Source organism: Bacillus sp. SDLI1, from assembly GCF_001553895.1.
GTDB lineage: Bacteria > Bacillota > Bacilli > Bacillales > Bacillaceae > Bacillus > Bacillus siamensis.
Genome location: NZ_CP013950.1, coordinates 1,642,501 through 1,663,471, shown reverse-complemented (window position 1 = coordinate 1,663,471; position 20,971 = coordinate 1,642,501). Strand labels below are relative to the sequence as shown.

Annotated in this window: 20 protein-coding genes, 2 tRNA genes, 1 rRNA gene, 2 pseudogenes and 1 riboswitch (1 of these 26 cut by a window edge); of the genes and pseudogenes, 14 read left to right on the top strand and 11 right to left on the bottom strand. The window is 46.8% G+C overall.

All coding sequences use genetic code 11. The annotated features are described in order from the left end of the window. Positions 1-42 precede the first annotated feature (42 nt). Both AUL54_RS07765 and AUL54_RS07760 read right to left on the bottom strand, forming a co-directional pair. Positions 43-948 carry an alpha/beta fold hydrolase gene (locus AUL54_RS07765; protein WP_060963456.1) on the bottom strand — a complete coding sequence of 302 codons (906 nt, stop codon included), beginning with the start codon at positions 946-948 and terminating at the stop codon, positions 43-45. A gap of 21 nt (positions 949-969) precedes the next feature. Further along, positions 970-2,025 carry a tartrate dehydrogenase gene (locus AUL54_RS07760; RefSeq protein WP_060963455.1) on the bottom strand — a complete coding sequence of 352 codons (1,056 nt, stop codon included), beginning with the start codon at positions 2,023-2,025 and terminating at the stop codon, positions 970-972. Between the two features lie 180 nt (positions 2,026-2,205). Between AUL54_RS07760 and AUL54_RS07755 the strand changes: the two genes are divergently transcribed. Both AUL54_RS07755 and AUL54_RS07750 read left to right on the top strand, forming a co-directional pair. Beyond that, entirely contained in the window at positions 2,206-2,892 is a 687-nt protein-coding gene (locus AUL54_RS07755; protein ID WP_029575258.1) for a GntR family transcriptional regulator, read from the top strand. Positions 2,893-3,033: 141 nt separating this feature from the next. Further along, positions 3,034-4,221, top strand: coding sequence for a macrolide family glycosyltransferase (locus tag AUL54_RS07750; protein WP_060963454.1), 1,188 nt, complete (start codon positions 3,034-3,036; stop codon positions 4,219-4,221). 58 nt (positions 4,222-4,279) lie between these two features. On the opposite strand, the gene AUL54_RS07745 is transcribed toward AUL54_RS07750, so the two are convergent. Continuing rightward, positions 4,280-4,534 (bottom strand): hypothetical protein, encoded by a 255-nt coding sequence (locus AUL54_RS07745; RefSeq protein WP_060963453.1) that lies wholly within the window; start codon positions 4,532-4,534, stop codon positions 4,280-4,282. Positions 4,535-4,766: 232 nt separating this feature from the next. On the opposite strand from AUL54_RS07745, the gene AUL54_RS07740 reads away from it, so the two are divergent. After that, positions 4,767-5,036 carry a hypothetical protein gene (locus tag AUL54_RS07740; RefSeq protein ID WP_047478256.1) on the top strand — a complete coding sequence of 90 codons (270 nt, stop codon included), beginning with the start codon at positions 4,767-4,769 and terminating at the stop codon, positions 5,034-5,036. 139 nt (positions 5,037-5,175) lie between these two features. Beyond that, positions 5,176-6,534, top strand: coding sequence for a serine hydrolase domain-containing protein (locus AUL54_RS07735; RefSeq protein ID WP_060963452.1), 1,359 nt, complete (start codon positions 5,176-5,178; stop codon positions 6,532-6,534). Between the two features lie 53 nt (positions 6,535-6,587). Here the strand turns inward: AUL54_RS07735 and AUL54_RS21495 are convergent, their stop codons facing one another. After that, entirely contained in the window at positions 6,588-6,761 is a 174-nt protein-coding gene (locus AUL54_RS21495) for a hypothetical protein (protein ID WP_016937085.1), read from the bottom strand. Between the two features lie 203 nt (positions 6,762-6,964). Here AUL54_RS21495 and AUL54_RS07730 point away from each other — a divergent pair, with 203 nt between their 5' ends. Further along, a complete protein-coding gene (locus AUL54_RS07730; RefSeq protein WP_045926971.1) occupies positions 6,965-7,531 on the top strand; it encodes a YdhK family protein in 567 nt (188 codons plus the stop codon). A gap of 53 nt (positions 7,532-7,584) precedes the next feature. On the opposite strand, the gene AUL54_RS07725 is transcribed toward AUL54_RS07730, so the two are convergent. After that, positions 7,585-8,745, bottom strand: a complete 1,161-nt coding sequence (locus AUL54_RS07725; protein WP_060963451.1) for an MFS transporter — start codon at positions 8,743-8,745, stop codon at positions 7,585-7,587. 55 nt (positions 8,746-8,800) lie between these two features. Then, positions 8,801-8,900: riboswitch (purine riboswitch) on the bottom strand. Positions 8,901-9,075: 175 nt separating this feature from the next. On the opposite strand from AUL54_RS07725, the pseudogene AUL54_RS20620 reads away from it, so the two are divergent. The 4 genes and pseudogenes from AUL54_RS20620 to AUL54_RS07715 all read left to right on the top strand — a co-directional run. Then, positions 9,076-9,201 (top strand): annotated as a pseudogene (locus tag AUL54_RS20620) (GntR family transcriptional regulator); the annotation flags it as partial. Then, positions 9,195-9,309, top strand: a pseudogene (locus tag AUL54_RS21935) (GntR family transcriptional regulator); the annotation flags it as partial. The pseudogenes AUL54_RS20620 and AUL54_RS21935, both read left to right, overlap by 7 nt. Positions 9,310-9,430: 121 nt before the next feature. Continuing rightward, complete coding sequence (locus AUL54_RS07720) at positions 9,431-10,117, top strand: FadR/GntR family transcriptional regulator (RefSeq protein WP_060963450.1); 687 nt, start codon at positions 9,431-9,433, stop codon at positions 10,115-10,117. After that, positions 10,107-11,321, top strand: coding sequence for a CynX/NimT family MFS transporter (locus tag AUL54_RS07715; RefSeq protein ID WP_060963449.1), 1,215 nt, complete (start codon positions 10,107-10,109; stop codon positions 11,319-11,321). The genes AUL54_RS07720 and AUL54_RS07715 overlap by 11 nt, the downstream gene beginning before the upstream one ends. A gap of 59 nt (positions 11,322-11,380) precedes the next feature. On the opposite strand, the gene AUL54_RS07710 is transcribed toward AUL54_RS07715, so the two are convergent. The 6 genes from AUL54_RS07710 to AUL54_RS07685 form a co-directional block, all read right to left on the bottom strand. Further along, entirely contained in the window at positions 11,381-11,695 is a 315-nt protein-coding gene (locus AUL54_RS07710; protein WP_060963448.1) for a DMT family transporter, read from the bottom strand. Next, a complete protein-coding gene (locus AUL54_RS07705) occupies positions 11,695-12,024 on the bottom strand; it encodes a DMT family transporter (RefSeq protein ID WP_060963447.1) in 330 nt (109 codons plus the stop codon). The genes AUL54_RS07710 and AUL54_RS07705 overlap by 1 nt, the downstream gene beginning before the upstream one ends. Positions 12,025-12,096: 72 nt before the next feature. Continuing rightward, on the bottom strand, positions 12,097-12,678 hold the full coding sequence (locus AUL54_RS07700) for a TetR/AcrR family transcriptional regulator (protein ID WP_060963446.1): 582 nt from the start codon (positions 12,676-12,678) through the stop codon (positions 12,097-12,099). A gap of 116 nt (positions 12,679-12,794) precedes the next feature. Further along, the gene (locus tag AUL54_RS07695) at positions 12,795-14,357 is read right to left on the bottom strand and encodes an APC family permease (RefSeq protein ID WP_060963445.1); all 1,563 of its coding nucleotides are present in this window, start codon (positions 14,355-14,357) and stop codon (positions 12,795-12,797) included. A 249-nt stretch (positions 14,358-14,606) separates the two neighbouring features. Further along, positions 14,607-15,461, bottom strand: a complete 855-nt coding sequence (locus AUL54_RS07690; RefSeq protein WP_060963444.1) for a manganese catalase family protein — start codon at positions 15,459-15,461, stop codon at positions 14,607-14,609. A gap of 111 nt (positions 15,462-15,572) precedes the next feature. After that, entirely contained in the window at positions 15,573-16,040 is a 468-nt protein-coding gene (locus AUL54_RS07685) for an SRPBCC family protein (RefSeq protein WP_060963443.1), read from the bottom strand. Positions 16,041-16,166: 126 nt separating this feature from the next. On the opposite strand from AUL54_RS07685, the gene AUL54_RS07680 reads away from it, so the two are divergent. The 5 genes from AUL54_RS07680 to AUL54_RS07660 form a co-directional block, all read left to right on the top strand. After that, complete coding sequence (locus AUL54_RS07680) at positions 16,167-17,168, top strand: NADPH:quinone oxidoreductase family protein (protein WP_060963442.1); 1,002 nt, start codon at positions 16,167-16,169, stop codon at positions 17,166-17,168. A gap of 427 nt (positions 17,169-17,595) precedes the next feature. Further along, entirely contained in the window at positions 17,596-19,014 is a 1,419-nt protein-coding gene (locus tag AUL54_RS07675; RefSeq protein WP_060963441.1) for a sugar porter family MFS transporter, read from the top strand. 302 nt (positions 19,015-19,316) lie between these two features. Further along, positions 19,317-19,393, top strand: a tRNA-Arg gene (locus AUL54_RS07670). 9 nt (positions 19,394-19,402) lie between these two features. Continuing rightward, positions 19,403-19,476, top strand: a tRNA-Gly gene (locus AUL54_RS07665). A 162-nt stretch (positions 19,477-19,638) separates the two neighbouring features. Then, a 16S ribosomal RNA gene (locus AUL54_RS07660) occupies positions 19,639-20,971 on the top strand; it runs 217 nt beyond the window's last position.

Genomic DNA, 20,971 nt, shown 5'->3' with positions numbered 1-20,971 from the left:
GCCGGGTTTTAAGAGTCTGCCTGTTTCGGTGTGGTGCGCCCCTTAAAAAACCGTTTTTGAAAAATCGATAATTCTGCGGGCAGCTTCTGTCGGTTTTTCCTCGGGGACGTAATGGCCGCAGCCTTTTACCTCAAATCCGCTGACTTCACGAATTGATTCTCTCCATGTGTCAAGCACGGGAAGGCCGGCTAAGTTCCCTTTTTCTCCCCACAGCAAAAGCGTGGGAACATCCAGTTTTTTCTGTGATTCCTTTTCTGAACGATATCTCGGTAAATCAATGTGATAAGCGGCTCTGTAGTCATTAAGCGCAGCTTGGACAGCGCCGGGCTGCTTCCAGGCGGCTAAGTACCGGTCCCAGGCGCCGTCTGATGTCAGCAGGTCAAAAAGCCCGTCACCTCTGCTTAATAAAAATCTAAGATATTCCTCTTCTTTTCCTCTTATTAATTCTTCCGGCAGATGGGGAACGACTTGAAATGTCCAGTGCCAGTATTTTTTTGCCGCTTCCGCTGCCGTCAGAGAATCATAGACGTATTCAGTCGGCATAATGTCAATGAGCACAAGGCCTGCCGCCAGCTCCGGAGCATCTAAAGCGAGCCGCCTTGCGACCCTGGCGCCTCTGTCATGCCCGGCAATTAACGCTTTTTGTATATGCAGGCGGCGCATCAGACCTTGTATATCGCTTGCCATTGTTTTGTTATCATAGCCGTTTATGCCGCCCGGCTTTTCAGAATCGCCGTAGCCCCTCAGATCAATAGCGATGACTCTATGAGAAGCGGCAAGCGTCGGAATCACATAACGCCACGTCACCCAGCTTTGCGGAAAGCCGTGCAGGAGAATGACGGGGGGAGCATCCTCCTTTCCCGCAAAGACGTAATGAAGGCGGATGCCATTTACCTCAATTGAATCATGGGTCACATGCTTTTCAAATTGTTCACGAAAAGAATCCATTTTCTCTCTCCTTATAAAATGTTAATTTTTTATTTGAGAAATAATAGCGGAAGTGACGTCTTCCGTTGAATGTTTTCCGCCGACATCCGGGGTCAGGACGCCGCTGTTTGTGACCGTTTCAATTGATTGCAGGAGGAGATTGCCCAGCTCCTCTTCTCCGAATGAATCGAGCATTAATTTTGCCGTCCATATTTGGCCGATAGGGTTGGCAATCCCTTTTCCGACAATATCCGGAGCAGAGCCGTGAACAGGCTCAAACATGGAAGGGTATTTGCCGTTTACATTGATGTTGGCGGCGGGAGCGATTCCGATGCTTCCCATAATCGCCGCTCCGATATCTGTCAGCACATCTCCGAACAGGTTTGAAGCGACAATGACATCGAAGCGCTCCGGGTGAGTGACAAAAAAGGCCGCCAGTGCGTCAATATGCTGCGAGTCCGTTTCAATCCCGGCATACTCCCGGCTGACCTCTTTAAAGATGTCATCCCAAAACGGCATCGAGTGAACAATACCGTTGGATTTCGTCGCGCTTGTGACGTGTTTTTTTCGATTTGCCGCCAGTTCAAAGGCATACCGCATCACTCTTTCCGTTCCTCTGCGGGAAAAGACCGCGTTTTGAATGGCGATTTCGTCTTCGCCCTGATACATTCTGCCTCCGACAGAGCTGTACTCGCCCTCACTGTTTTCCCGGACGACCAGCAGATCAAAATCCTTCGGGTTAACGAGAGGGGAAGTGATCCCCGGCAGCAGCTTCGCCGGCCGCACATTGATCACCTGTTCAAATTCCCGGCGTATCTTGATGAGCAGCCCCCACAGCGAAACATGATCGGGGACGAGCTTTTGATTCCCCACCGCTCCTAAAAACAAAGCATCAAAGTGCTGTAACGTTTCTAATCCATCATCCGGCATCATGGTTCCGTGCTCCAAGTAATACTCGCAGCTCCACGGAAAAGAAGTAAAATCGAATGCCATGCCCCCATGTAATTCGGCGATTGCGTTCAACACCCGCTCCGCTTGCGGAACGACTTCTTTTCCCACGCCGTCCCCCGGTATGCTGGCAATCTTGTATGTTTTCATGTTCCATCCCCCCTGAATGAATTGTTTCGGTTTACGGCAGACCGTCGACCGTCGTTTGTTATAATTCCATATTACGCCATACTCGCTATGCTGACAAGCTCGGGAATGTTGCTTCCATAGATAAACTGTTATATGATCTTGGTAACAATAAGGCCTAAATTGTATGAAGAGGTAGGAAAGATGGATAACTTTAAATTAGATAAGCCAACCCCGTATTATCTGCAATTTTATTCCCAATTGAAAAAAATGATATTTGACGGGATTTTTAAACCGGGAGAACGGCTGAATGAAACACAGCTGGCCAAGGATTTCGGAGTCAGCCGGTCGCCGGTCAGAGAAGCGATGCGGCTCCTTGAAAAGGATGGGCTTCTGACGGCAGACGATCGAAACGGCTTTGTCATCTATTCTTTATCCGTAAAGGATGTTGAAGAGATTTATCAAATCAGAATGTCACTTGAATCACTGGCGGTCGAACTCGTCATTGATGAAGCGGCTGAGAGTGAAATTGAACTCATCGAAAAACAGCTGCGGGAGACGGAAGAAGCCATCCATAAAGGCGTCAAAGAGACGGAGATTATTTCCTTGAATGAAACGTTTCATCAGCTCCTTGTGGAGTTCAGCCATAACAGTCAGCTGGCCAAGCTGCTTGAGCATGTCAATGTGCTGATTCATTTTTGCAGAGTCCTTAATTTTAAAGGGGATGACCGTGCGGAAGTGATCTTACATGAGCACCGTAAAGTCTTTGAAGAAATAAAAAAAGGCGACAAAACAAAAGCCGTGCACTATATGACAGAGCATCTCAAGCACGATGCAGAACATCTGAAAGGCGTGCTGAAAGCACAAGAAACAGACGAATCATCACGATAGACAAGGCGAAAAGCCTTGTCTTTTTTTTGCCGGTGTCATCAAACCGCTATAAAGACCTGACGGATGTTTCTTGCATAATTTTTCCCGCATCATTTATGATGGATATGGAAAAGGCGCAAAAAAGGCAAAGGAGTTTGAAAAATGGCAAAACATATTCTCATGGTCAATTTTCCCGCAGAAGGACACGTAAACCCGACCCTCGGTATGACAAAGGCCTTCAGTGAACGGGGCGATCACGTTCATTATATCTCAACGGAAAAGTACAAAAGCAGGCTGGAAGGAGTAGGGGCGGAGGTTCACCTTCACCGCGATCTGCTCAGAATGACACCCATTGATCCTGACAGCCCGTCCGGCATACTGCCATTCTTAAAAATTCATATCAAAACGTCACTGGAGATTTTACATATTGTGCAGCGTCTGGCTGAGGACATTCAATTCGACGCCGTCTATTATGATAAATTCGGTGCGGGAGAGCTGGTGAGGGATTATCTCAACATTCCCGGCATCTCTTCTTCAGCATCCTTCCTGCTCAATGAAGACGGCCTGAAAACCCTCCCGCTCCATCCGGAATCGGGCGTGCCGTTTAAGCCGGACAGGGAATGTGAAGAGCTGTTGGCTGAGATGAAAGACAAATACGGCGTTGCTCCTGACAGCCTGATTCAATTTATGAACAACACGGGTGAACTGAACGTCGTCTATACAAGCAGATATTTTCAGCCCGAAAGCGAGACGTTCGGAGATGAGTATTTATTTATCAGTCCGAGTTTTCCGAAGAGAAAGGGGCACACCGACTTCCCGATTGATTCTTTAAAGGATGAAAAAGTCATTTATATTTCAATGGGGACGGTGCTCTGGGACACGGAAGCGTTTTTCAATCTGTGCATAGACGCGTTCTCAGATTTTGAAGGCAAGGTTGTCATCGCCGCCGGAGAAATAGCCGATCTGTCGAAAATCAAACAGGCGCCGGAAAACTTTATCATCGCTCCATACGTGCCGCAGCTTGAGGTGCTGGAGCAGGCTGACCTATTTGTTACACATGGCGGAATGAACAGTGTAAATGAAGGCATTCATTATCAAGTGCCGCTGGTCGTCATCCCGCATGATAAAGATCAGCCGATGATTGCACGCCGCCTGACTGAACTGAATGCCGGCTATACCGTGCAAAAAGATGAATTAAGCGCTGAAAAGTTAAAGCTTGCCGCAGAAGAAGTGCTGCATAACGGAAAATATAAACAAGGCATTCAAGCCATTAACGAAAGCTTTAAAGAATGCATGGACATGAAAGATGTCTTGGCCCGGATCGACCGGTTTATTGAACAAAAAAAATAATACACGAAAAAAGCCTGTTTCCGCTGTAAAAAGGGAAACAGGCTTTTTATAAAGACTCTTAGATGATGTGATGCTCTTCATTTGCGAGTTTGATAAGAGTCAGAAGAGATTCTGCCTCACGTGCGCCGAGTGTTTTTTCCAGACGGTCTTTTTCAAAGATCTGCTGGCCGAAAACATTCACGGACGCCTGATCTACTGTCGCGTGCCAGTCCTTTTGTGAATGATTCTCAGAAAAAGAGAAGACAAACACAGCAAAGACCGCTATAAGCATCGCCTTGATCCAAAATTTTTGCCGGTTTCCTGCTGTTGACATAGGCCGCCTCCTAAACGATCATTTTACAGTATTAGATCATATATGAGCTGTTTTTAATAGAGTAAAGAAGTAATATTTTCAGGTAGTTCAAATGGTATGGAGAACAGCCGGATGCACGCGGGTCAGGCAGATGCTCCAATTCATAGTTTGTTCATATTTTATTAAAAGTTTATCCAACCCTGTCCTTTACAGTAGGTATAACCACAAACACACTGCTGAAAGGGGCCTGAAAATGCATATTCATATGATGAACAAAAACCAGTTTGAGAGTGATTTGGAGGCGGCAGGATTCAGCCGTCAGGCAGATGATATTATCGGCAAAATGAAAGAGTACGTAACGGAATGCGCGGCTTCATCCGAACGGTTCCTGATTGAAATTCAAACCGTCATGAACGAATACAAAGCTGTCGTCTGCGCGATGTTTTCAACTATGGAAATTGCCGGGGCCAAAAAAGATGAGAAGCATGTTGAATTCGAAGCCTGTACTGTATTGTGTGAATAAAAGATCGTCATAAAAACTCCGCGGCTTCTGATTATCATCGTATATATACCGACTTGTTCCGGTTAAGGAAGAATATTGAAACTCATATGAAAGCCATTCGTATAAAAGAGAGATACAGTTTTTATATGGAGGGATCATAATGATGGATAAGAAAAAACAAGCTTTTGAACAGCTTTTCAGCACTTTAGACGGAAGGCATGAAATAAACGGAGCTGTTTTAGCGGCAGAAAACGGCCGCATTTTATATCAGGGTTCATTCGGCACTGCAGAACTGGAAACAAACAGGATGCTGAATGACCGCTCTGTCTTTGAATTGGCCTCAGTATCGAAGCCGTTTACTGCTCTCGGGATTATGAAGTTAGAGCAGCAGGGGGAGCTGCGGTATGACGATATGATAGAGCAGTGGCTTCCTGATTTTCCTTATCCGGGCATTACCATTCGGCATTTACTTCATCATACGTCAGGATTGCCGGATTATATGGAGCTGTTCTTAACACATTGGGACCGGGACAGAATTGCCGTTAATCAAGATGTGATCGATATGCTTAAGCAGCATAAACCAGATGCTTATTTCCCGCCGGGTAAGGGGTGGCTTTACAGTAATACGGGGTATGTTGTGTTAGCGGTTATGATTGAAATTGTATCAGGCATGAGTTTTGCTGAATTTATGCAGCAAGCTGTATTTCATCCGCTCCGTATGAACGATACGCGGGTTTATAACAGAAGGCTGAGTAAAGAAAACATCCCGAACTATGCATATGGCTATGTCTATGATGTGCATTCCGGAGAGTATGTCCTGCCTGATGAACTTGAGGAAACCAATTATGTCGTCTTCCTTGACGGCATTCAAGGTGACGGAACCGTTAACTCCACTATAGGAGATTTATATCTGTTTGATCAGGCTCTCTATACGGAAGAAATCATCAGCAAAGAGACGAAAGACCAAGCTTTTACACCTGGCTATTGGAATGAAGAAGAGCACTTCGGGTATGGATTTGGCTGGATGATTCAAAACAGCTCCCAAAAAGGGAAGGTTGTCAGTCACGACGGAGGCTGGCCGGGCTATTCAACTCTGATGATCCGTTACATTGACCACAATAAAACATTGATCTATCTCAGCAATATGGAACAACCGTATCAATTTGAACAAGCTGTGATTGCCGCGGCTGTAAACATCTTATTTGATCAGCCGTATGAGATTCCGAAACGTCCGGCGGATCAGAAAAAAGCAGACATCGATCCTGCGATTTACAGCAGATTTATCGGTGATTACTCATTTCAGGATGATACTCATGCATCGGTGGCGGTAAAAGAAAACCGATTGTATCTTACTATAGACGGGCAGACACCATTCGAATTATTCCCAATGACGGAAACCCGTTATTTTGTCCGGGCGCTGCCGCTTGAAATTGAATTTGCCGGTGATAAAGCCCAAGCGGCCTCACATTTCGTTTTATATCAAGACGGCACAGAAGAAACCGCTCTGCGAATAGACTGAGTGACATACAAAAAAAAAACCGCCGTCCTGAGAAGACGGCGGTAATAGAAAAGTCAAACCCCTTTGATGACGCGAAATTTTCTTTTCGGCTCTGACATAAAGATAGAAGAGAAAATCATGGCTCCGAGCATGGTGATGTATTCCATATAAAGTGAAACCTCTGCCAAAATCAAACCTGCAACCATTAAAACAGCACCCAATACCACCGCAAAAACCTTTGTTTTCATGATGAGTTCCCCCTATTATCTGATAATGGAATTATACTGCATTTCCATTAATGTGTACATTTTGTGAACAATTTCACCTGACGAAAGGCAATGAAGAGAGATTTGAAGAATTAGGAGAGATGACCGGCTGCAATTCATCTTCTGTTTTACTGACGAACCGAAACGGAAAAGTAAAAAATCAAAAAGGCAAAGGAGTTCTTGAAATGAAAGCAAGATTATTTTTATTCAGCATGTTTCTCCTCATTCCCGTCCTGGCGCTTGCCGGATGCAACAGCCAATCTTCAGGAGGAAGCGAAAAAGCGAAAGACAAAGAAACGCACGCTCACGAAGACATGAATCACTCAGGTTCATCCGAGGTGCCGAAAGGTTTAAAGAAGGCCGAAAATCCGACTTATAAAGTCGGCAGTGACGTCATGATTTTAGCTTCTCATATGAAGGGCATGAAAAATGCGCAAGGAACCGTAACAGGTGCTTATGATACAACGGTTTACAGTGTATCTTACACGCCGACAACGGGAGGAAAGCGCGTTAAAGATCATAAATGGGTCATTCAGGAAGAATTAAAGGGCGCCGGTGATAAGACGTTAAAGCCGGGTGACAAGGCCGTCATCGAGGCATCCCATATGAAAGGCATGAAGGGCGCTGAAGCCGTCATTGATTCAGCCAAAAAGACAACCGTTTATATGGTCGACTATACATCGACGGACGGCGGCCAAAAAGTAACCAACCATAAATGGGTCACAGAAGACGAACTTTCCGCCGCAAAATAAAAAAAGACCGCAAAAGCCGAAGGAACTCCTTTGGCTTTTTTGCGGTTTCACACTTATGCGGATTTTCTTTTCAAAGCAGGTCTCGTTAAAGAAAACACGGCTAACGCGACAGCGATAATGACAATCAAACCGCCGCACCAGGCGGTAGCTGTGACAGAACCCGTTTGTCTGATCACGCCGCCGCCGATGGCTGACCCGAGCGCAATGCCGATTTGCAAAGCGGATGTATTGAAGCTTTGCTGAATATCGGAAGACTCAGGCGCAATTTTGATCAAATAACTTTGCTGCGCCGGCGCAAGGCTCCAGCTGAGCAATCCCCAGATCACCATCGCAGGCAGGAAAATGATTAAAGAAACCGTTGACAGCGGAAGGATAAACAGGATCAAAGCGAAAGAAACAGTCACAAGCATGATGCTTTTAAATGATCCCAAACGGTCATACAGCCAGCCGCCGAACGGTCCGCCGCATACCGCTGACAGGCCGAACAAAAAGTAGCATACACTGACCCAAACGGAACTCAAATGAAGCGTTGTTTCCAAAAAAGGCGCAAAGTAGGCATAGAGTGTGTAATGCCCAGCCAGTGTAAACAAGGTGACAAGATGTGCGCTGGCAATTTTGGCGTTCCAGACCGTCTTGATCTGCTCACGAAACGGAATCATTTTTTCAGCAGGTATTTTTTCGAAAAAGACGCTGATAATCAGCATGGAAACAAGCGATAATACGCCGATTCCTAAAAACAGAACGCGCCATCCGAAAGCATTGCTGATGATAATGCCGACAGGCACGCCTAAAGCGATTGCGGAGCTGAAGCCCATGAAAATGATGCCGATCGCCCGCGCTCTGTATTCCGGCGCAACGATTTTAGGGGCAATCGTTAAAGATAGGACGACAATCAGTCCCGTACTCATGGAAGCGAGCACCCGTGACACCATAAGCACGGTGAAATTGGGACTGAAATAAGCGACCAGATTACTCAGGAAGAAAACAAAAAGTGCGATTAAATAAAGCCGCTTTCGTTCAGCTTTTGCCGTCACTGCCAAAAGCAGCGGGCCGGATACCGCGTAACCGAGCGCAAATACGCTGATCAGCTGCCCTGCGCTGACGATGGATATATTTAAGTCGGAAGCGATTTGCGGGAGAATACCGCCCACAATTAATTCAACCAATCCGACTGCAATAGTAGATGCTGCAAGCAGAAATACTTTGAAATTCATGTACAGATACTCCTTTTTTTATTTTTTAGAAAATAAAAAATCCTGATTACAAAAAGTGTGCGGGACAATTTTTTGTAATCAGGATTTTACGGTTCCTGGTAGACACCCTCAAACCATATCATTGAGGTTATACAATGTATACAATATTCGTTTGTGTCCGTTTCTGCAAAGAATTCTACCATAATAGTGAGAGAGATTCCATAGAAAATTCGAGGAAATCCTTTCAATTTCAATAGCGGCGGCTGTAACGTCATTGATGAAGCAGAAAAAAATTTATGATAACCGTAAGGAGTCTATACAGATCAAATATTACAAAGCCTGAGGAAACCGATGAATAAGTACGAAAAAATCGCCAACAAAATGAGAACGAGGATTAAAAGCAGTGTTTATGACATAGATCAGCCGCTCCATGATGAAAAGACGCTCGCACTGGAGTTCGAGTGCAGCCGGATGACTCGATATTAGAAGTCGAAATATGCAGGCTTTTTGGACAACGGCACTTCATTTTCCCGCTGCCGCCATGACAAGTTTGTCGTGACCTCAGTCCATATAAAACGTCCATAAAAGCGACGAAGGGTGAGAGAAAAACTCACTCTTTTTTTGTTGCAGCTGATTTACATCGTCACTTCTTTTATGTTATATTACCCAATGATAGAATCATCCTACAAATTACAGAGGTGTTCTGATGGAAATATCCAAAACAAGCAGACTGTCGCTCGTAGAACAAGTGGTGGCGCAAATTGAATCGTTAATACAATCGGATAAATGGCCGGTCGGGACGCGCATTCCTCCTGAGCTGGATTTAATGAAGCAATTTGATGTGAGCCGGAACACATTGCGTGAGGCCATTCGGGCGCTCGTACATGCCGGCCTTCTTCAGACTAGGCAGGGGAGCGGTACGTATGTCAGCTCATCCAGTGTCCTCGGCGCTGCATTTTACCGCCATATAAAAAAATCAAATTTGCTTGAAACATTAGAAGTCAGATACGCACTTGAGAGAGAAGCCGCACGATTGGCGGCCCAAAGGCGTAATGACGAAGACCTTAAAGCACTGAAGGCATGCCTGGATGAATGTGAGGCGGCCTTGCAAAATGAAGATCGAAAACGGTATGCCGAAGCTGACATTAATCTGCACAAAACAATTGTACAGGCGGCCCATAACAACATGCTTTCTGATCTATACGAGCATATGACGGAGGCGCTTTGTGCGTCAGTCCATAATCTCTTGGAAATTACGCCTGCTATCCGGATACACACCCAGCTTGCCGCTGCGATTGCCGGACAGAAACCGGATGAGGCCATGGAGGCCGTCAACCAATACATCACAGTATTTAAAGATACAATACACATGGAGGATGGACATGAAAATTGAAGACGAACATCAAGTGCTGCAAGCAAGTCAGCGTAAAAAACTGATATTGCTGGTTATCGGAGTCATATTGATAGGGGCTAACCTCAGAGCGCCTCTGACATCGGTCGGGCCGCTCGTTTCCTCAATTCGGGACAGCCTCGGCATGACCAATGCGGCTGCCGGCACCATTACGACAGTGCCCCTTTTGGCCTTTGCATGTCTGTCGCCGTTTGTTCCTTTATTGTCCCGGCGCTTCGGGACCGAGATTGTTTTACTGTCATCATTAATTGTCCTGACAGCCGGAACTCTGCTGCGCTCCATCGCCGGAATCGGCACTCTCTTTTTCGGAACGATCCTGTTGGGATTGTCGATCGCCGTATGCAACGTCCTGCTGCCGGGTCTCATTAAACATAAGTTTCCCGGAAATTTAGGCGTCATGACCGGCGTCTACTCGGTTTCTATGAATCTGTGCGGTGCGATTGCATCCGGCATCAGCGTGCCGATCGCCTCTTCAGCGGGGTTAGGCTGGAAAGGCGCGCTCGGCTGCTGGGCGATCCTTTCTTTCATTGCGTTCGTCATGTGGATTCCGCAAATGCGAGGACGCGAACTGCCCGTCCGCACGACTGGGACAAACGGAGAGAAGAAAAGCAGTCTGCTTCGGTCTCCGCTGGCTTGGAAGGTGACGTTGTTCATGGGGCTGCAATCCCTTATTTTTTACACCATCATCGCTTGGCTGCCGGAAATTCTTCAGCAGAATGGACTCAGCTCAAGTAAGGCGGGATGGATGCTTTCATTAATGCAATTCTCAGTCCTGCCGATTACTTTTATCGTGCCGATCGCTGCCGCTAAAATGAAAAACCAGCGCGCACTCGCCGGACTGACGGCTTTATTTTTCCTTATCGGGATTGCCGGCGTTCTTTTCGGAAGCCCGGCTCTCACTCCGGTATGGGTCATTTTGATCGGAATTGCGGGAGGCTGTGCGTTCAGTCTGGCGATGATGTTCTTCAGCCTGCGGACCCGCCATGTCCATGAAGCCGCGGCGCTTTCGGGAATGGCCCAGTCATTCGGATATTTGCTTGCCGCGTTCGGGCCGCTCGTATTCGGCCTGCTGCATGATATCACGCACGGCTGGACGGTTCCGTTATTCATGCTGATCGCGGTCTCCGTTCTGATTTTCATTTTCGGTGTCGGAGCCGGAAAAGCGGAACAGATCAAAACAGCATAAAAAAACAAAGGGCCCGCTTAGGGTCCTTTGTTTTTTATTTAAAAAGCTGTCTCAGGCCGTCACGTTGTCAGTTTTAAGCCGATGACACCGATGAGGATAAGCCCCAGAGACACCAATTGTGACAGATTGAATTTTTCTTTAAACCAAAGTATGCCCACGGCCGAAACGCCGATGCTTCCCATGCCGGTCCAAGCCGCATACGCGACACCTGTGGGAAGAACCTGCATCGCTCCGGAAAGGCAAAAGAATGAAAGCATAAAGCCTGTTACCATGACAATCAGCGGCCACTTTTTTTTAAAACCGTCAATATGTTTCATGGCAGCGGCTGCTACAACTTCCTCCGCTCCGGCAATAAATAACAGCAGCCATGCCATTAATGTTCACCCCTTGTTTTGTTTTCTTTCGTAAATACCTTCATTCCTAAAATGCCGGACAACAGCAGAGCCAAAAAGAAGATTTGCCCGATTGAAAAAGGTTCTCCTAAAATGACGCCCGTTACATATGTGCCGACGGTGCCTATTCCGACAAAAACGGTATATGCGGCAGCCATCGGTATTTTTTTATAAGAACGGATCAACATCAGGAAGCTGACGGCAATCAGCAGGAAAATACCGATCCAATCAACGAGCGAGTCCGCATGTTTCAGAGCGGACGCCCAAACCACTTCTAACAGTCCGGCTATCAGTACAAGCAGCCAATACATTTACAGTCACCTCAATTATGAATGAATGTCAGTCATTTTTATGGCGGTCAAAAATGATCGGTCTTCCGCCAATCATTTCTGCAAGCTTCTTTTGAGAAAGCTGAATATTTCTTTTTTATATACTTCGAGATCGACATCCTGTTCACAGCCGATATAAAACCGTTCAGCTGCGTTCTCGACAACATTGATAATCGTTCTGGCCGTCCATCTGACATGAATGCCGCTGTTGACTTCACCCTGCTCAATGGCCGTATTGATGACGCCTTCCAGCCAGGAATAATAAGGCTGATAAATGGCCTCCCATTTTTCCATTGAGTGATCGATGGCAAGACCGGAATAACAGAGAACGATAATATCTTTATGAAGCCGGGTGATGTGAAATGTTTCATCTACCAAAATGTCCAGCAACGTCCAAAAATCTTCAGAACCGTCCGTTTTCCCTTTTATTCTGTCCAGCGTAGTGTCGAGCAGGTTTTCTGCAATCGCGGATATCAGCGCGTTTTTAGAAGAAAAATATAAGTAAAACGTCCCTTGGGCCGTTCCGGCTTTTTTGACGATTTCTGAAATGGATGCTTTGTCTAATCCTTTTTCAGAAATGACTTCAATCGCGGCTTGCAGGATCTTTTCATATTTTCCCGAGCTTTGTTTTGCCAATAGAGGGGTTCCTCCTTTTATGAATGACTGTCATTCATTTTATCGCACATTCGCTTTTTTGTCATCCCTTAAAATAAAAATACCGGAAAGAAGACCATACTTCTTTCCGGCGTTCATCATTTATCACTGTCGATCATAGCCTTCGGCAGTCCCGTATATTTTGCCCAGTAATAAATACCGAGCGAACCGATGGCGATCAGAATCAGGTCAAGCGGATTGCTGATAATGCCCAATCCGTGGCCGAACGAGCCGAGATAGGAGAAAATCAGCATCATGACGTAGAAGCCGACGATCCACCAGGCTGATTTCAGCTGCTGCCGTATACTGACATCATCTTTAGGAGCATATTTACTGAAACAGAGGTAGATCAGAAACATGACAATTTGAGAACCGAGAAGCCAGGATACGGTGCGCCATCCGGACCAATATACAATATAAGAAGTGAAAATAAACGACAGCGGCCCGATGATGCTCATCCCTTTTAAATAAAACGGTCTGTTAATATCCTTCGCGTTCACCCTCAGCGCCGCTGAAGAAATCGGCGCAATGGCATAAGACAGAATCAATGCGACGGAGCACACGTTCACAAGAGCGTTCCAAGAAGGGAACGGCAGCGTCCAAAAAACAGCCAGACCGAACGAAAGCCAAAGGGAGGCACGCGGTGTCCCGGTTTCTTTATTGACTTTAGAAAAGATGCTGAATAAAGTTCCGTTTCTGGCCCAGGCGTAGACGAGACGTGAAGTCGTATTCATAAAGATATTACCGTTACCGCCCGGTGATAAGATCGCATCTAAAATAACCAATGTCGCCAGCCACCCTAATCCGAGCAAAACGGCGATATCTTTGAACGGAAGAGAGAATTCAGTCCCGATAGCCGGCCATCCGTGCTTCAGGGTATCCGCCGGAATCGCCCCGATAAAAGTGAGCTGCAGCACGGTGTAAATAATAGTAGAAACGATAATACAGACAATCAATGCGATCGGAATGTTCCGCTTCGGATTCTGCACTTCACTTGCGACAGCCACAATCGGGTGCAGCCCAAGATAGGCGAACATGACGCCGCCGGTGGAAATCGCAGCCTGAATTCCGGTGAAACCAAAAGGCGCGAATCCGTGAACGGTCATATTGCCCGGGTGAAAATGGAAAATCAGTACTATAATAACCGTAATCGGAACGACATATTTAAAAATCGAAATAATGAAGTTTGCTTTCGCAAAGGTTTTGACACTCCAATAATTGAGGAGGAAGAACAGGCAGAGCAGCGCAAATTGCAATATCCATCCGGCAATTGTCGGCGAGTCAGAACCTTTCACGGTCAGCCCGGGAAACCAGTATGCCACGTATTGGCGGACTGCCGTGACTTCTATAGAAATAAGGCTCGTGTAGGCCACAATGGTGACAAAGGAAATTAAATATCCGACCAGGTGTCCGTGTGAATATACGGGATACCGGATAATTCCCCCGGTCCGCGGCAGCGCGGCGCCCAGTTCCGCATAAACTAAGCCGATCAATAAGATGATTCCCCCGCCGATCAGCCAGGAAAAAACGCCTGATGGGCCCGCTTTAGAGGCGACGTTACTGACGGCAAACAGCCATGCTGAACCGAATATGGCTCCCATGCCGATTAAAATAAGATCAAAAAGTGACATAGATTTCTGGAAGTTTCCCTGCTTAGACATTCGCTGCCTCCTTATAAGACATGTTCTATTTACATAATTCCCATTATCATTCGAACATACCCAGCCGGCCGGCTGGAAAATTAGGACAGCTTTCGATGCTGAAGTATGTACAGCAGTATGCTCAAATCATAATGGAGTGACTTGATACGGCCGCATGTCAAGATCTCCCCGCTTATATTCCCCGTTTTGCTCACGTTCAAACCTTACATCTATAAAAATAAAAAAACGCCCGAAGCAGGCGTTTTTTTATTACAAGTTCATATCTTTCAGTCCGGGGCTGTGCTCATTCGGAAGCTCAGGAAGTTCCGGCACAGGGAACCCTTTAGGCGGCTCAGACACACTTAATTCGCCGCCGTTTCGGCTCGGCGTCTGTCCTTGCAGAATTTCTCCGATCCGTGTCGGATCCAGTCTGAAATTAAATTGGGTATTATGATATCCCATCTCAACGAATTTACGGCACTCCGGATATTTCTCAATGTCATAATTCGGCACGGGGAATAATTTGCCCCATTCAACACCCAGTGTTTCCAGCGCTTTTGTAAAAGCATTTTGATGAGCATTGTCACGGACAATCAGGAAACCGAGTGTTTCTCTGAACGTCTGATTAGAACTCATTTCATAAATGCGCGTTTTCTGCAGCACGCCGGTTGATTCCAGCACGACATTGTCCAATAAGTCGGCAATCAGATTACCGTGATTGTAGACCCAAGAGCCATTCCATGGATTGCCGCTTGCATCTGCAGGCAGAGAACTTTGCGCCCCGATAATATAATGGTGCGGATTGGCATGCTTCACCGCTTCGTCAATCGGCGCCTGATCTGAAGCCTGATTTCCGGGGCCCTCAGCTCCGCTTTCATCGAGCAGCGCATTAATCGTATGCTGGACGAGTTCAACGTGTGCGATTTCTTCTAAGAATACGCCGCGAAGCAGGTCGCGGAACTGCTTTTCTTTTCCCCTGAAATTAGAGCTTTGGAAAAAGTATTGCATCATCGTCCGCATTTCTCCGTAGTGCCCGCCTAAAATTTCCTGAAGCACCTTGGCGGCGGCTGGATCCGGCTTGTCCGGCTTAATGATATTGATCAGTTCTTCTTTGTAATAATACATGAACAGCGCCCCCTGAAATCAGTTTTCGGTTCTTCTGTTAGTGTCTTAGCAAAGTCGGTTTTTATGTATTGGCAGCAAAAAAGGACGGAAAGTGTATCCCGTCCTTTTGCGTTAAGCCTCGACCGCCCCGCGGAGCTTCGTGTTGACAAGCCCGTTCCATCCTTGGTCCATCGTACTGTGAATCTCCGAGCTTTTCCGATTGACTTTATTGATGACAGCATCCGGCTCTTTCCATCCGCCGTGAATGAGAGTGAATTCCGTATCTCCGCTTTCCGTTTCTTTCAAGACAAAAGAAACGATCCAGCCCTCCGTATCCCATGAAAAAGAAAGACGGTACGGCGCTTCGATATCCAGCACCTTGCACGGAGACGGACCGAATGGAGATTCCAGCTGAAACTCACTGTCTTCTTGAGGAGTGAAATCATTCGGCATAAACCAGAGAGACAGTCCGTCCGCAGTGGAGACCGTATCCCAGACCACTTGCAGCGGCGCCTTGAAAACGGCGGTATGAATAATGTCCGGTAATATTTGATTACTGCTGTTGTTATTTTTGTTATCATTGTTTTGTTTATCAGACATGCTGCTAACCACTCTTTCGCTGTTTTTTCTTTTGATCATACTACACGGGGCAGGACATTTGAAAACAAATCAAACTTATTTTATGCTTTTTCAAAGCCATTCAATACATTTTAAGGAGACGTAGTGATGACAGATCAATTTAAAGCGTTAGTAGTCGATCAACGTGAAGACCGGTTTTCAGTCAGCGTACAGGAGCTCGCAGTTCAGGACCTTCCCGAGGGTGAAGTGCTGATTAAGGTTTGCTATTCAGGCGTGAATTACAAAGACAGCTTGGCTGCCATTCCTGACGGCAAGATCGTAACCTCGTATCCTTTCGTGCCGGGAATTGATTTAGCGGGAATCGTCGTTTCCTCAGATGACGCCCGTTTTAAAGAAGGGGACAAAGTCATTGCGACAAGCTATGGCATAGGTGTTTCCCGCTTTGGCGGCTATAGCGGGATGGCCCGCATTCCGGCAGATTGGATCGTGCCGCTGCCTGAAGGTCTGACTCTTAAAGAAGCCATGACGATCGGAACCGCCGGCTTTACGGCCGCATTGTCCGTTCAGCGGCTTGAGGAAAACCATGCCGCCCCTGAAAAAGGGAAAGTGCTGGTGACGGGAGCAACAGGAGGCGTCGGAAGCTTTGCAGTTTCCATTCTTTCTTCATTAGGCTATGACGTAGAGGCCAGTACGGGAAAAGAAGAAGAAAGCGGCTATCTGAAGAGTCTCGGTGCGAAATCGGTTATTCACCGTGACGAAGTTTACAACGGCACGTTAAAACCGATGCAAAAACAAAAATGGGCTGCGGCCGTCGATCCGGTCGGAGGTGAGCCGCTTGCTTCAGTTCTCAGCCAGATTCAGTACGGCGGAACAGTTGCAGTGAGCGGACTGACAGCGGGAACGAAACTCCCGGCTACGGTCTTCCCGTTTATATTGCGCGGCGTCAGCCTCCTGGGAATTGATTCCGTATTCTGTCCCATGGAGACAAGAAAGAAAACATGGCAGCGTCTGGCTGAAGATTTCAAGCCAGCGGATCTCGAGACCTTTATTCAAAAGGAAATTACACTTGAGGAACTGCCGGACACGCTTCCTGCTCTCTTAAAAGGAAAAGCGAGAGGGAGAACGATCGTTAAACTGAACGAAGAATAAACAAAAACCCCCGATCAGCAGTTGGGGGTTTTTTCATTATATAATCATTTGTTGATTAAAACTGAGATGATTATTGAGTATATTATGAACGTGAGCTTATTTTAAACAAATATTGATTATATGTAGATCATATTAAGAAAATCTTTGAAATTATCTGAAATATTTATTGACTGAAAGCGCTTTTAAAATTAAGATAATAACATAAGTGCTAATAATATCATTACAACTTAACTAAAAAATAACTATAAAGTAACAATTCGACGAAAGGAGAGAGCGAATATAAATGATAAATGATGACGCTTTCGAGTGATTTTTTATATAGAAGCTGTTTTGAATTGTCGAAACGTGGGTAAGACATTATAGGCGTAAATACAGATAACTGAATATTTGGTTTATATCTCTGTATAAAAACTGGGAGGATTTGAAGATGAATAAAAATAGCAGCCAGTATTCATTTTTGAGAACCATCATTTTAGTATCGACGTTCGGGGGGCTTCTTTTCGGTTACGATACAGGTGTAATTAATGGAGCGCTTCCTTTTATGGCGAAAGCTGACCAGCTTAATCTTACGGCGCTGACTGAAGGCATGGTGGCAAGTTCCCTTCTCTTGGGGGCTGCGATCGGCGCAGTTTTCGGAGGGCGGCTGTCGGACTATAACGGCAGACGTAAAAATATCCTTTTCCTTGCCGTTTTGTTCTTTGTGGCGACGCTGGGATGTACACTGGCGCCTAACGTGTCGGTTATGATTATCTCTCGTTTTCTGCTGGGGCTTGCTGTCGGGGGAGCTTCCGTAACAGTTCCGGCATACTTGGCTGAAATGTCGCCGGCGGAAAGCCGGGGGAGAATGGTTACCCAAAATGAACTGATGATTGTAACGGGCCAGCTGCTTGCCTTCACGTGTAATGCCATCATCGGCAATGTGCTCGGTGATACGTCTCACGCTTGGCGTTACATGCTCGTTATCGCGGCTCTTCCGGCGGTATTCTTGTTTTTCGGTATGCTGAAAGTTCCTGAAAGTCCGCGCTGGTTGGTTTCTAAAGGAAGAAAAGAAGATGCTCTGCGTGTTCTCCGGAGAATACGGAATGACGAGAAAGCAAAGTCAGAACTCGCCGAGATTGAATCTGCTTTTCACAAGGAAGCGGAGATGGAGCGGGCGACATTTAAGGACCTTGCCGTTCCATGGGTGCGCCGCATTGTGTTTATCGGAATCGGAATTGCGGTAGTGCAGCAGCTCACCGGCGTAAACTCAATTATGTACTATGGAACTCAAATACTAAAAGATGCCGGCTTCGAAACAAAAGCTGCATTGATCGGCAATATCGCTAACGGTGTGATTTCCGTGCTTGCGACTTTTGTGGGCATATGGCTTCTCGGCAGAGTCGGCCGGCGTCCGATGCTGATGACGGGGCTGATCGGAACGACTGCCGTGCTGCTGCTGATCGGCATTTTATCTGTCGTGCTGAAAGGATCCCCTTCACTTCCTTATGCAGTTCTTGGGTTAACCGTCACTTTCCTTGCGTTTCAGCAGGGAGCGGTTTCTCCTGTGACCTGGCTGATGCTGTCGGAGATATTCCCGCTTCGATTGCGGGGGCTTGGTATGGGAGTCACTGTCTTCTGTCTTTGGATCGCGAACTTCCTTGTCGGTTTAACTTTCCCGGTTCTGCTCGCAAACATCGGACTCTCTGCAACCTTCTTTATTTTTGTTCTGTTAGGAATAGCGTCCGTCATATTCGTGAAAAGGTTCCTGCCGGAAACAAAAGGTCTGTCGCTTGAACAGCTTGAACAAAACTTCCGTACTTATGAAAAACCAGAGCGAAAAAGTGCAGAGGTCAAGGTGAGCGGGTAATCAAGAGAGATGCAGGGTTCTTAGGAATCCTGTTTTTTATTTTCTATATATAGAAGGAAGTAATAAGCGAGAAAAAACTTTTGTAAAAGTGTTGACGCGATTTAAGGGGCATGGTATATTAGTAAACGTCGCTGATGAACAAAGCGATCACGTTAAAAGAGAAAATGAGCTTTTGAAAAAAGACTTTACAAATTCTCAGAAACGTGTATAATAAATGAGGTTGAGAAAACAACTTCAAAAAGAAATAAAAAACACTTGACATCATCACTGATTGATAGTATGATAGTTAAGTCGCCTGATAAGCGCCCGTAGCTCAATTGGATAGAGCGTTTGACTACGGATCAAAAGGTTAGGGGTTCGACTCCTCTCGGGCGCGCCAATTTAAAATGCGGGTGTAGTTTAGTGGTAAAACCTCAGCCTTCCAAGCTGATGTCGTGAGTTCGATTCTCATCACCCGCTCCATTATAATGATCTTTGAAAACTAAACAAGACAAAACGTACCTGTTAATTCAAAGTTTTAAATAAATCGCACAGCGATGTGCGTAGTCAGTCAAACTAAGGTCTGCACGATGCAGATCACACAGACGTTACTGCAGGATGCAGTGAACTTAGTCTGTGATCCATTTATCGGAGAGTTTGATCCTGGCTCAGGACGAACGCTGGCGGCGTGCCTAATACATGCAAGTCGAGCGGACAGATGGGAGCTTGCTCCCTGATGTTAGCGGCGGACGGGTGAGTAACACGTGGGTAACCTGCCTGTAAGACTGGGATAACTCCGGGAAACCGGGGCTAATACCGGATGGTTGTTTGAACCGCATGGTTCAGACATAAAAGGTGGCTTCGGCTACCACTTACAGATGGACCCGCGGCGCATTAGCTAGTTGGTGAGGTAACGGCTCACCAAGGCGACGATGCGTAGCCGACCTGAGAGGGTGATCGGCCACACTGGGACTGAGACACGGCCCAGACTCCTACGGGAGGCAGCAGTAGGGAATCTTCCGCAATGGACGAAAGTCTGACGGAGCAACGCCGCGTGAGTGATGAAGGTTTTCGGATCGTAAAGCTCTGTTGTTAGGGAAGAACAAGTGCCGTTCAAATAGGGCGGCACCTTGACGGTACCTAACCAGAAAGCCACGGCTAACTACGTGCCAGCAGCCGCGGTAATACGTAGGTGGCAAGCGTTGTCCGGAATTATTGGGCGTAAAGGGCTCGCAGGCGGTTTCTTAAGTCTGATGTGAAAGCCCCCGGCTCAACCGGGGAGGGTCATTGGAAACTGGGGAACTTGAGTGCAGAAGAGGAGAGTGGAATTCCACGTGTAGCGGTGAAATGCGTAGAGATGTGGAGGAACACCAGTGGCGAAGGCGACTCTCTGGTCTGTAACTGACGCTGAGGAGCGAAAGCGTGGGGAGCGAACAGGATTAGATACCCTGGTAGTCCACGCCGTAAACGATGAGTGCTAAGTGTTAGGGGGTTTCCGCCCCTTAGTGCTGCAGCTAACGCATTAAGCACTCCGCCTGGGGAGTACGGTCGCAAGACTGAAACTCAAAGGAATTGACGGGGGCCCGCACAAGCGGTGGAGCATGTGGTTTAATTCGAAGCAACGCGAAGAACCTTACCAGGTCTTGACATCCTCTGACAATCCTAGAGATAGGACGTCCCCTTCGGGGGCAGAGTGACAGGTGGTGCATGGTTGTCGTCAGCTCGTGTCGTGAGATGTTGGGTTAAGTCCCGCAACGAGCGCAACCCTTGATCTTAGTTGCCAGCATTCAGTTGGGCACTCTAAGGTGACTGCCGGTGACAAACCGGAGGAAGGTGGGGATGACGTCAAATCATCATGCCCCTTATGACCTGGGCTACACACGTGCTACAATGGACAGAACAAAGGGCAGCGAAACCGCGAGGTTAAGCCAATCCCACAAATCTGTTCTCAGTTCGGATCGCAGTCTGCAACTCGACT

What these genes read in the sequence shown, in the direction of transcription:
- AUL54_RS07765 (WP_060963456.1), bottom strand. Translation starts at nt 948, where the DNA reads ATGGATTCTTTTCGTGAACAATTTGAAAAGCATGTGACCCATGATTCA.
- AUL54_RS07760 (WP_060963455.1), bottom strand. Translation starts at nt 2,025, where the DNA reads ATGAAAACATACAAGATTGCCAGCATACCGGGGGACGGCGTGGGAAAA.
- AUL54_RS07755 (WP_029575258.1), top strand. Translation starts at nt 2,206, where the DNA reads ATGGATAACTTTAAATTAGATAAGCCAACCCCGTATTATCTGCAATTT.
- AUL54_RS07750 (WP_060963454.1), top strand. Translation starts at nt 3,034, where the DNA reads ATGGCAAAACATATTCTCATGGTCAATTTTCCCGCAGAAGGACACGTA.
- AUL54_RS07745 (WP_060963453.1), bottom strand. Translation starts at nt 4,534, where the DNA reads ATGTCAACAGCAGGAAACCGGCAAAAATTTTGGATCAAGGCGATGCTT.
- AUL54_RS07740 (WP_047478256.1), top strand. Translation starts at nt 4,767, where the DNA reads ATGCATATTCATATGATGAACAAAAACCAGTTTGAGAGTGATTTGGAG.
- AUL54_RS07735 (WP_060963452.1), top strand. Translation starts at nt 5,176, where the DNA reads ATGATGGATAAGAAAAAACAAGCTTTTGAACAGCTTTTCAGCACTTTA.
- AUL54_RS21495 (WP_016937085.1), bottom strand. Translation starts at nt 6,761, where the DNA reads ATGAAAACAAAGGTTTTTGCGGTGGTATTGGGTGCTGTTTTAATGGTT.
- AUL54_RS07730 (WP_045926971.1), top strand. Translation starts at nt 6,965, where the DNA reads ATGAAAGCAAGATTATTTTTATTCAGCATGTTTCTCCTCATTCCCGTC.
- AUL54_RS07725 (WP_060963451.1), bottom strand. Translation starts at nt 8,745, where the DNA reads ATGAATTTCAAAGTATTTCTGCTTGCAGCATCTACTATTGCAGTCGGA.
- AUL54_RS07720 (WP_060963450.1), top strand. Translation starts at nt 9,431, where the DNA reads ATGGAAATATCCAAAACAAGCAGACTGTCGCTCGTAGAACAAGTGGTG.
- AUL54_RS07715 (WP_060963449.1), top strand. Translation starts at nt 10,107, where the DNA reads ATGAAAATTGAAGACGAACATCAAGTGCTGCAAGCAAGTCAGCGTAAA.
- AUL54_RS07710 (WP_060963448.1), bottom strand. Translation starts at nt 11,695, where the DNA reads ATGGCATGGCTGCTGTTATTTATTGCCGGAGCGGAGGAAGTTGTAGCA.
- AUL54_RS07705 (WP_060963447.1), bottom strand. Translation starts at nt 12,024, where the DNA reads ATGTATTGGCTGCTTGTACTGATAGCCGGACTGTTAGAAGTGGTTTGG.
- AUL54_RS07695 (WP_060963445.1), bottom strand. Translation starts at nt 14,357, where the DNA reads ATGTCTAAGCAGGGAAACTTCCAGAAATCTATGTCACTTTTTGATCTT.
- AUL54_RS07690 (WP_060963444.1), bottom strand. Translation starts at nt 15,461, where the DNA reads ATGTATTATTACAAAGAAGAACTGATCAATATCATTAAGCCGGACAAG.
- AUL54_RS07685 (WP_060963443.1), bottom strand. Translation starts at nt 16,040, where the DNA reads ATGTCTGATAAACAAAACAATGATAACAAAAATAACAACAGCAGTAAT.
- AUL54_RS07680 (WP_060963442.1), top strand. Translation starts at nt 16,167, where the DNA reads ATGACAGATCAATTTAAAGCGTTAGTAGTCGATCAACGTGAAGACCGG.
- AUL54_RS07675 (WP_060963441.1), top strand. Translation starts at nt 17,596, where the DNA reads ATGAATAAAAATAGCAGCCAGTATTCATTTTTGAGAACCATCATTTTA.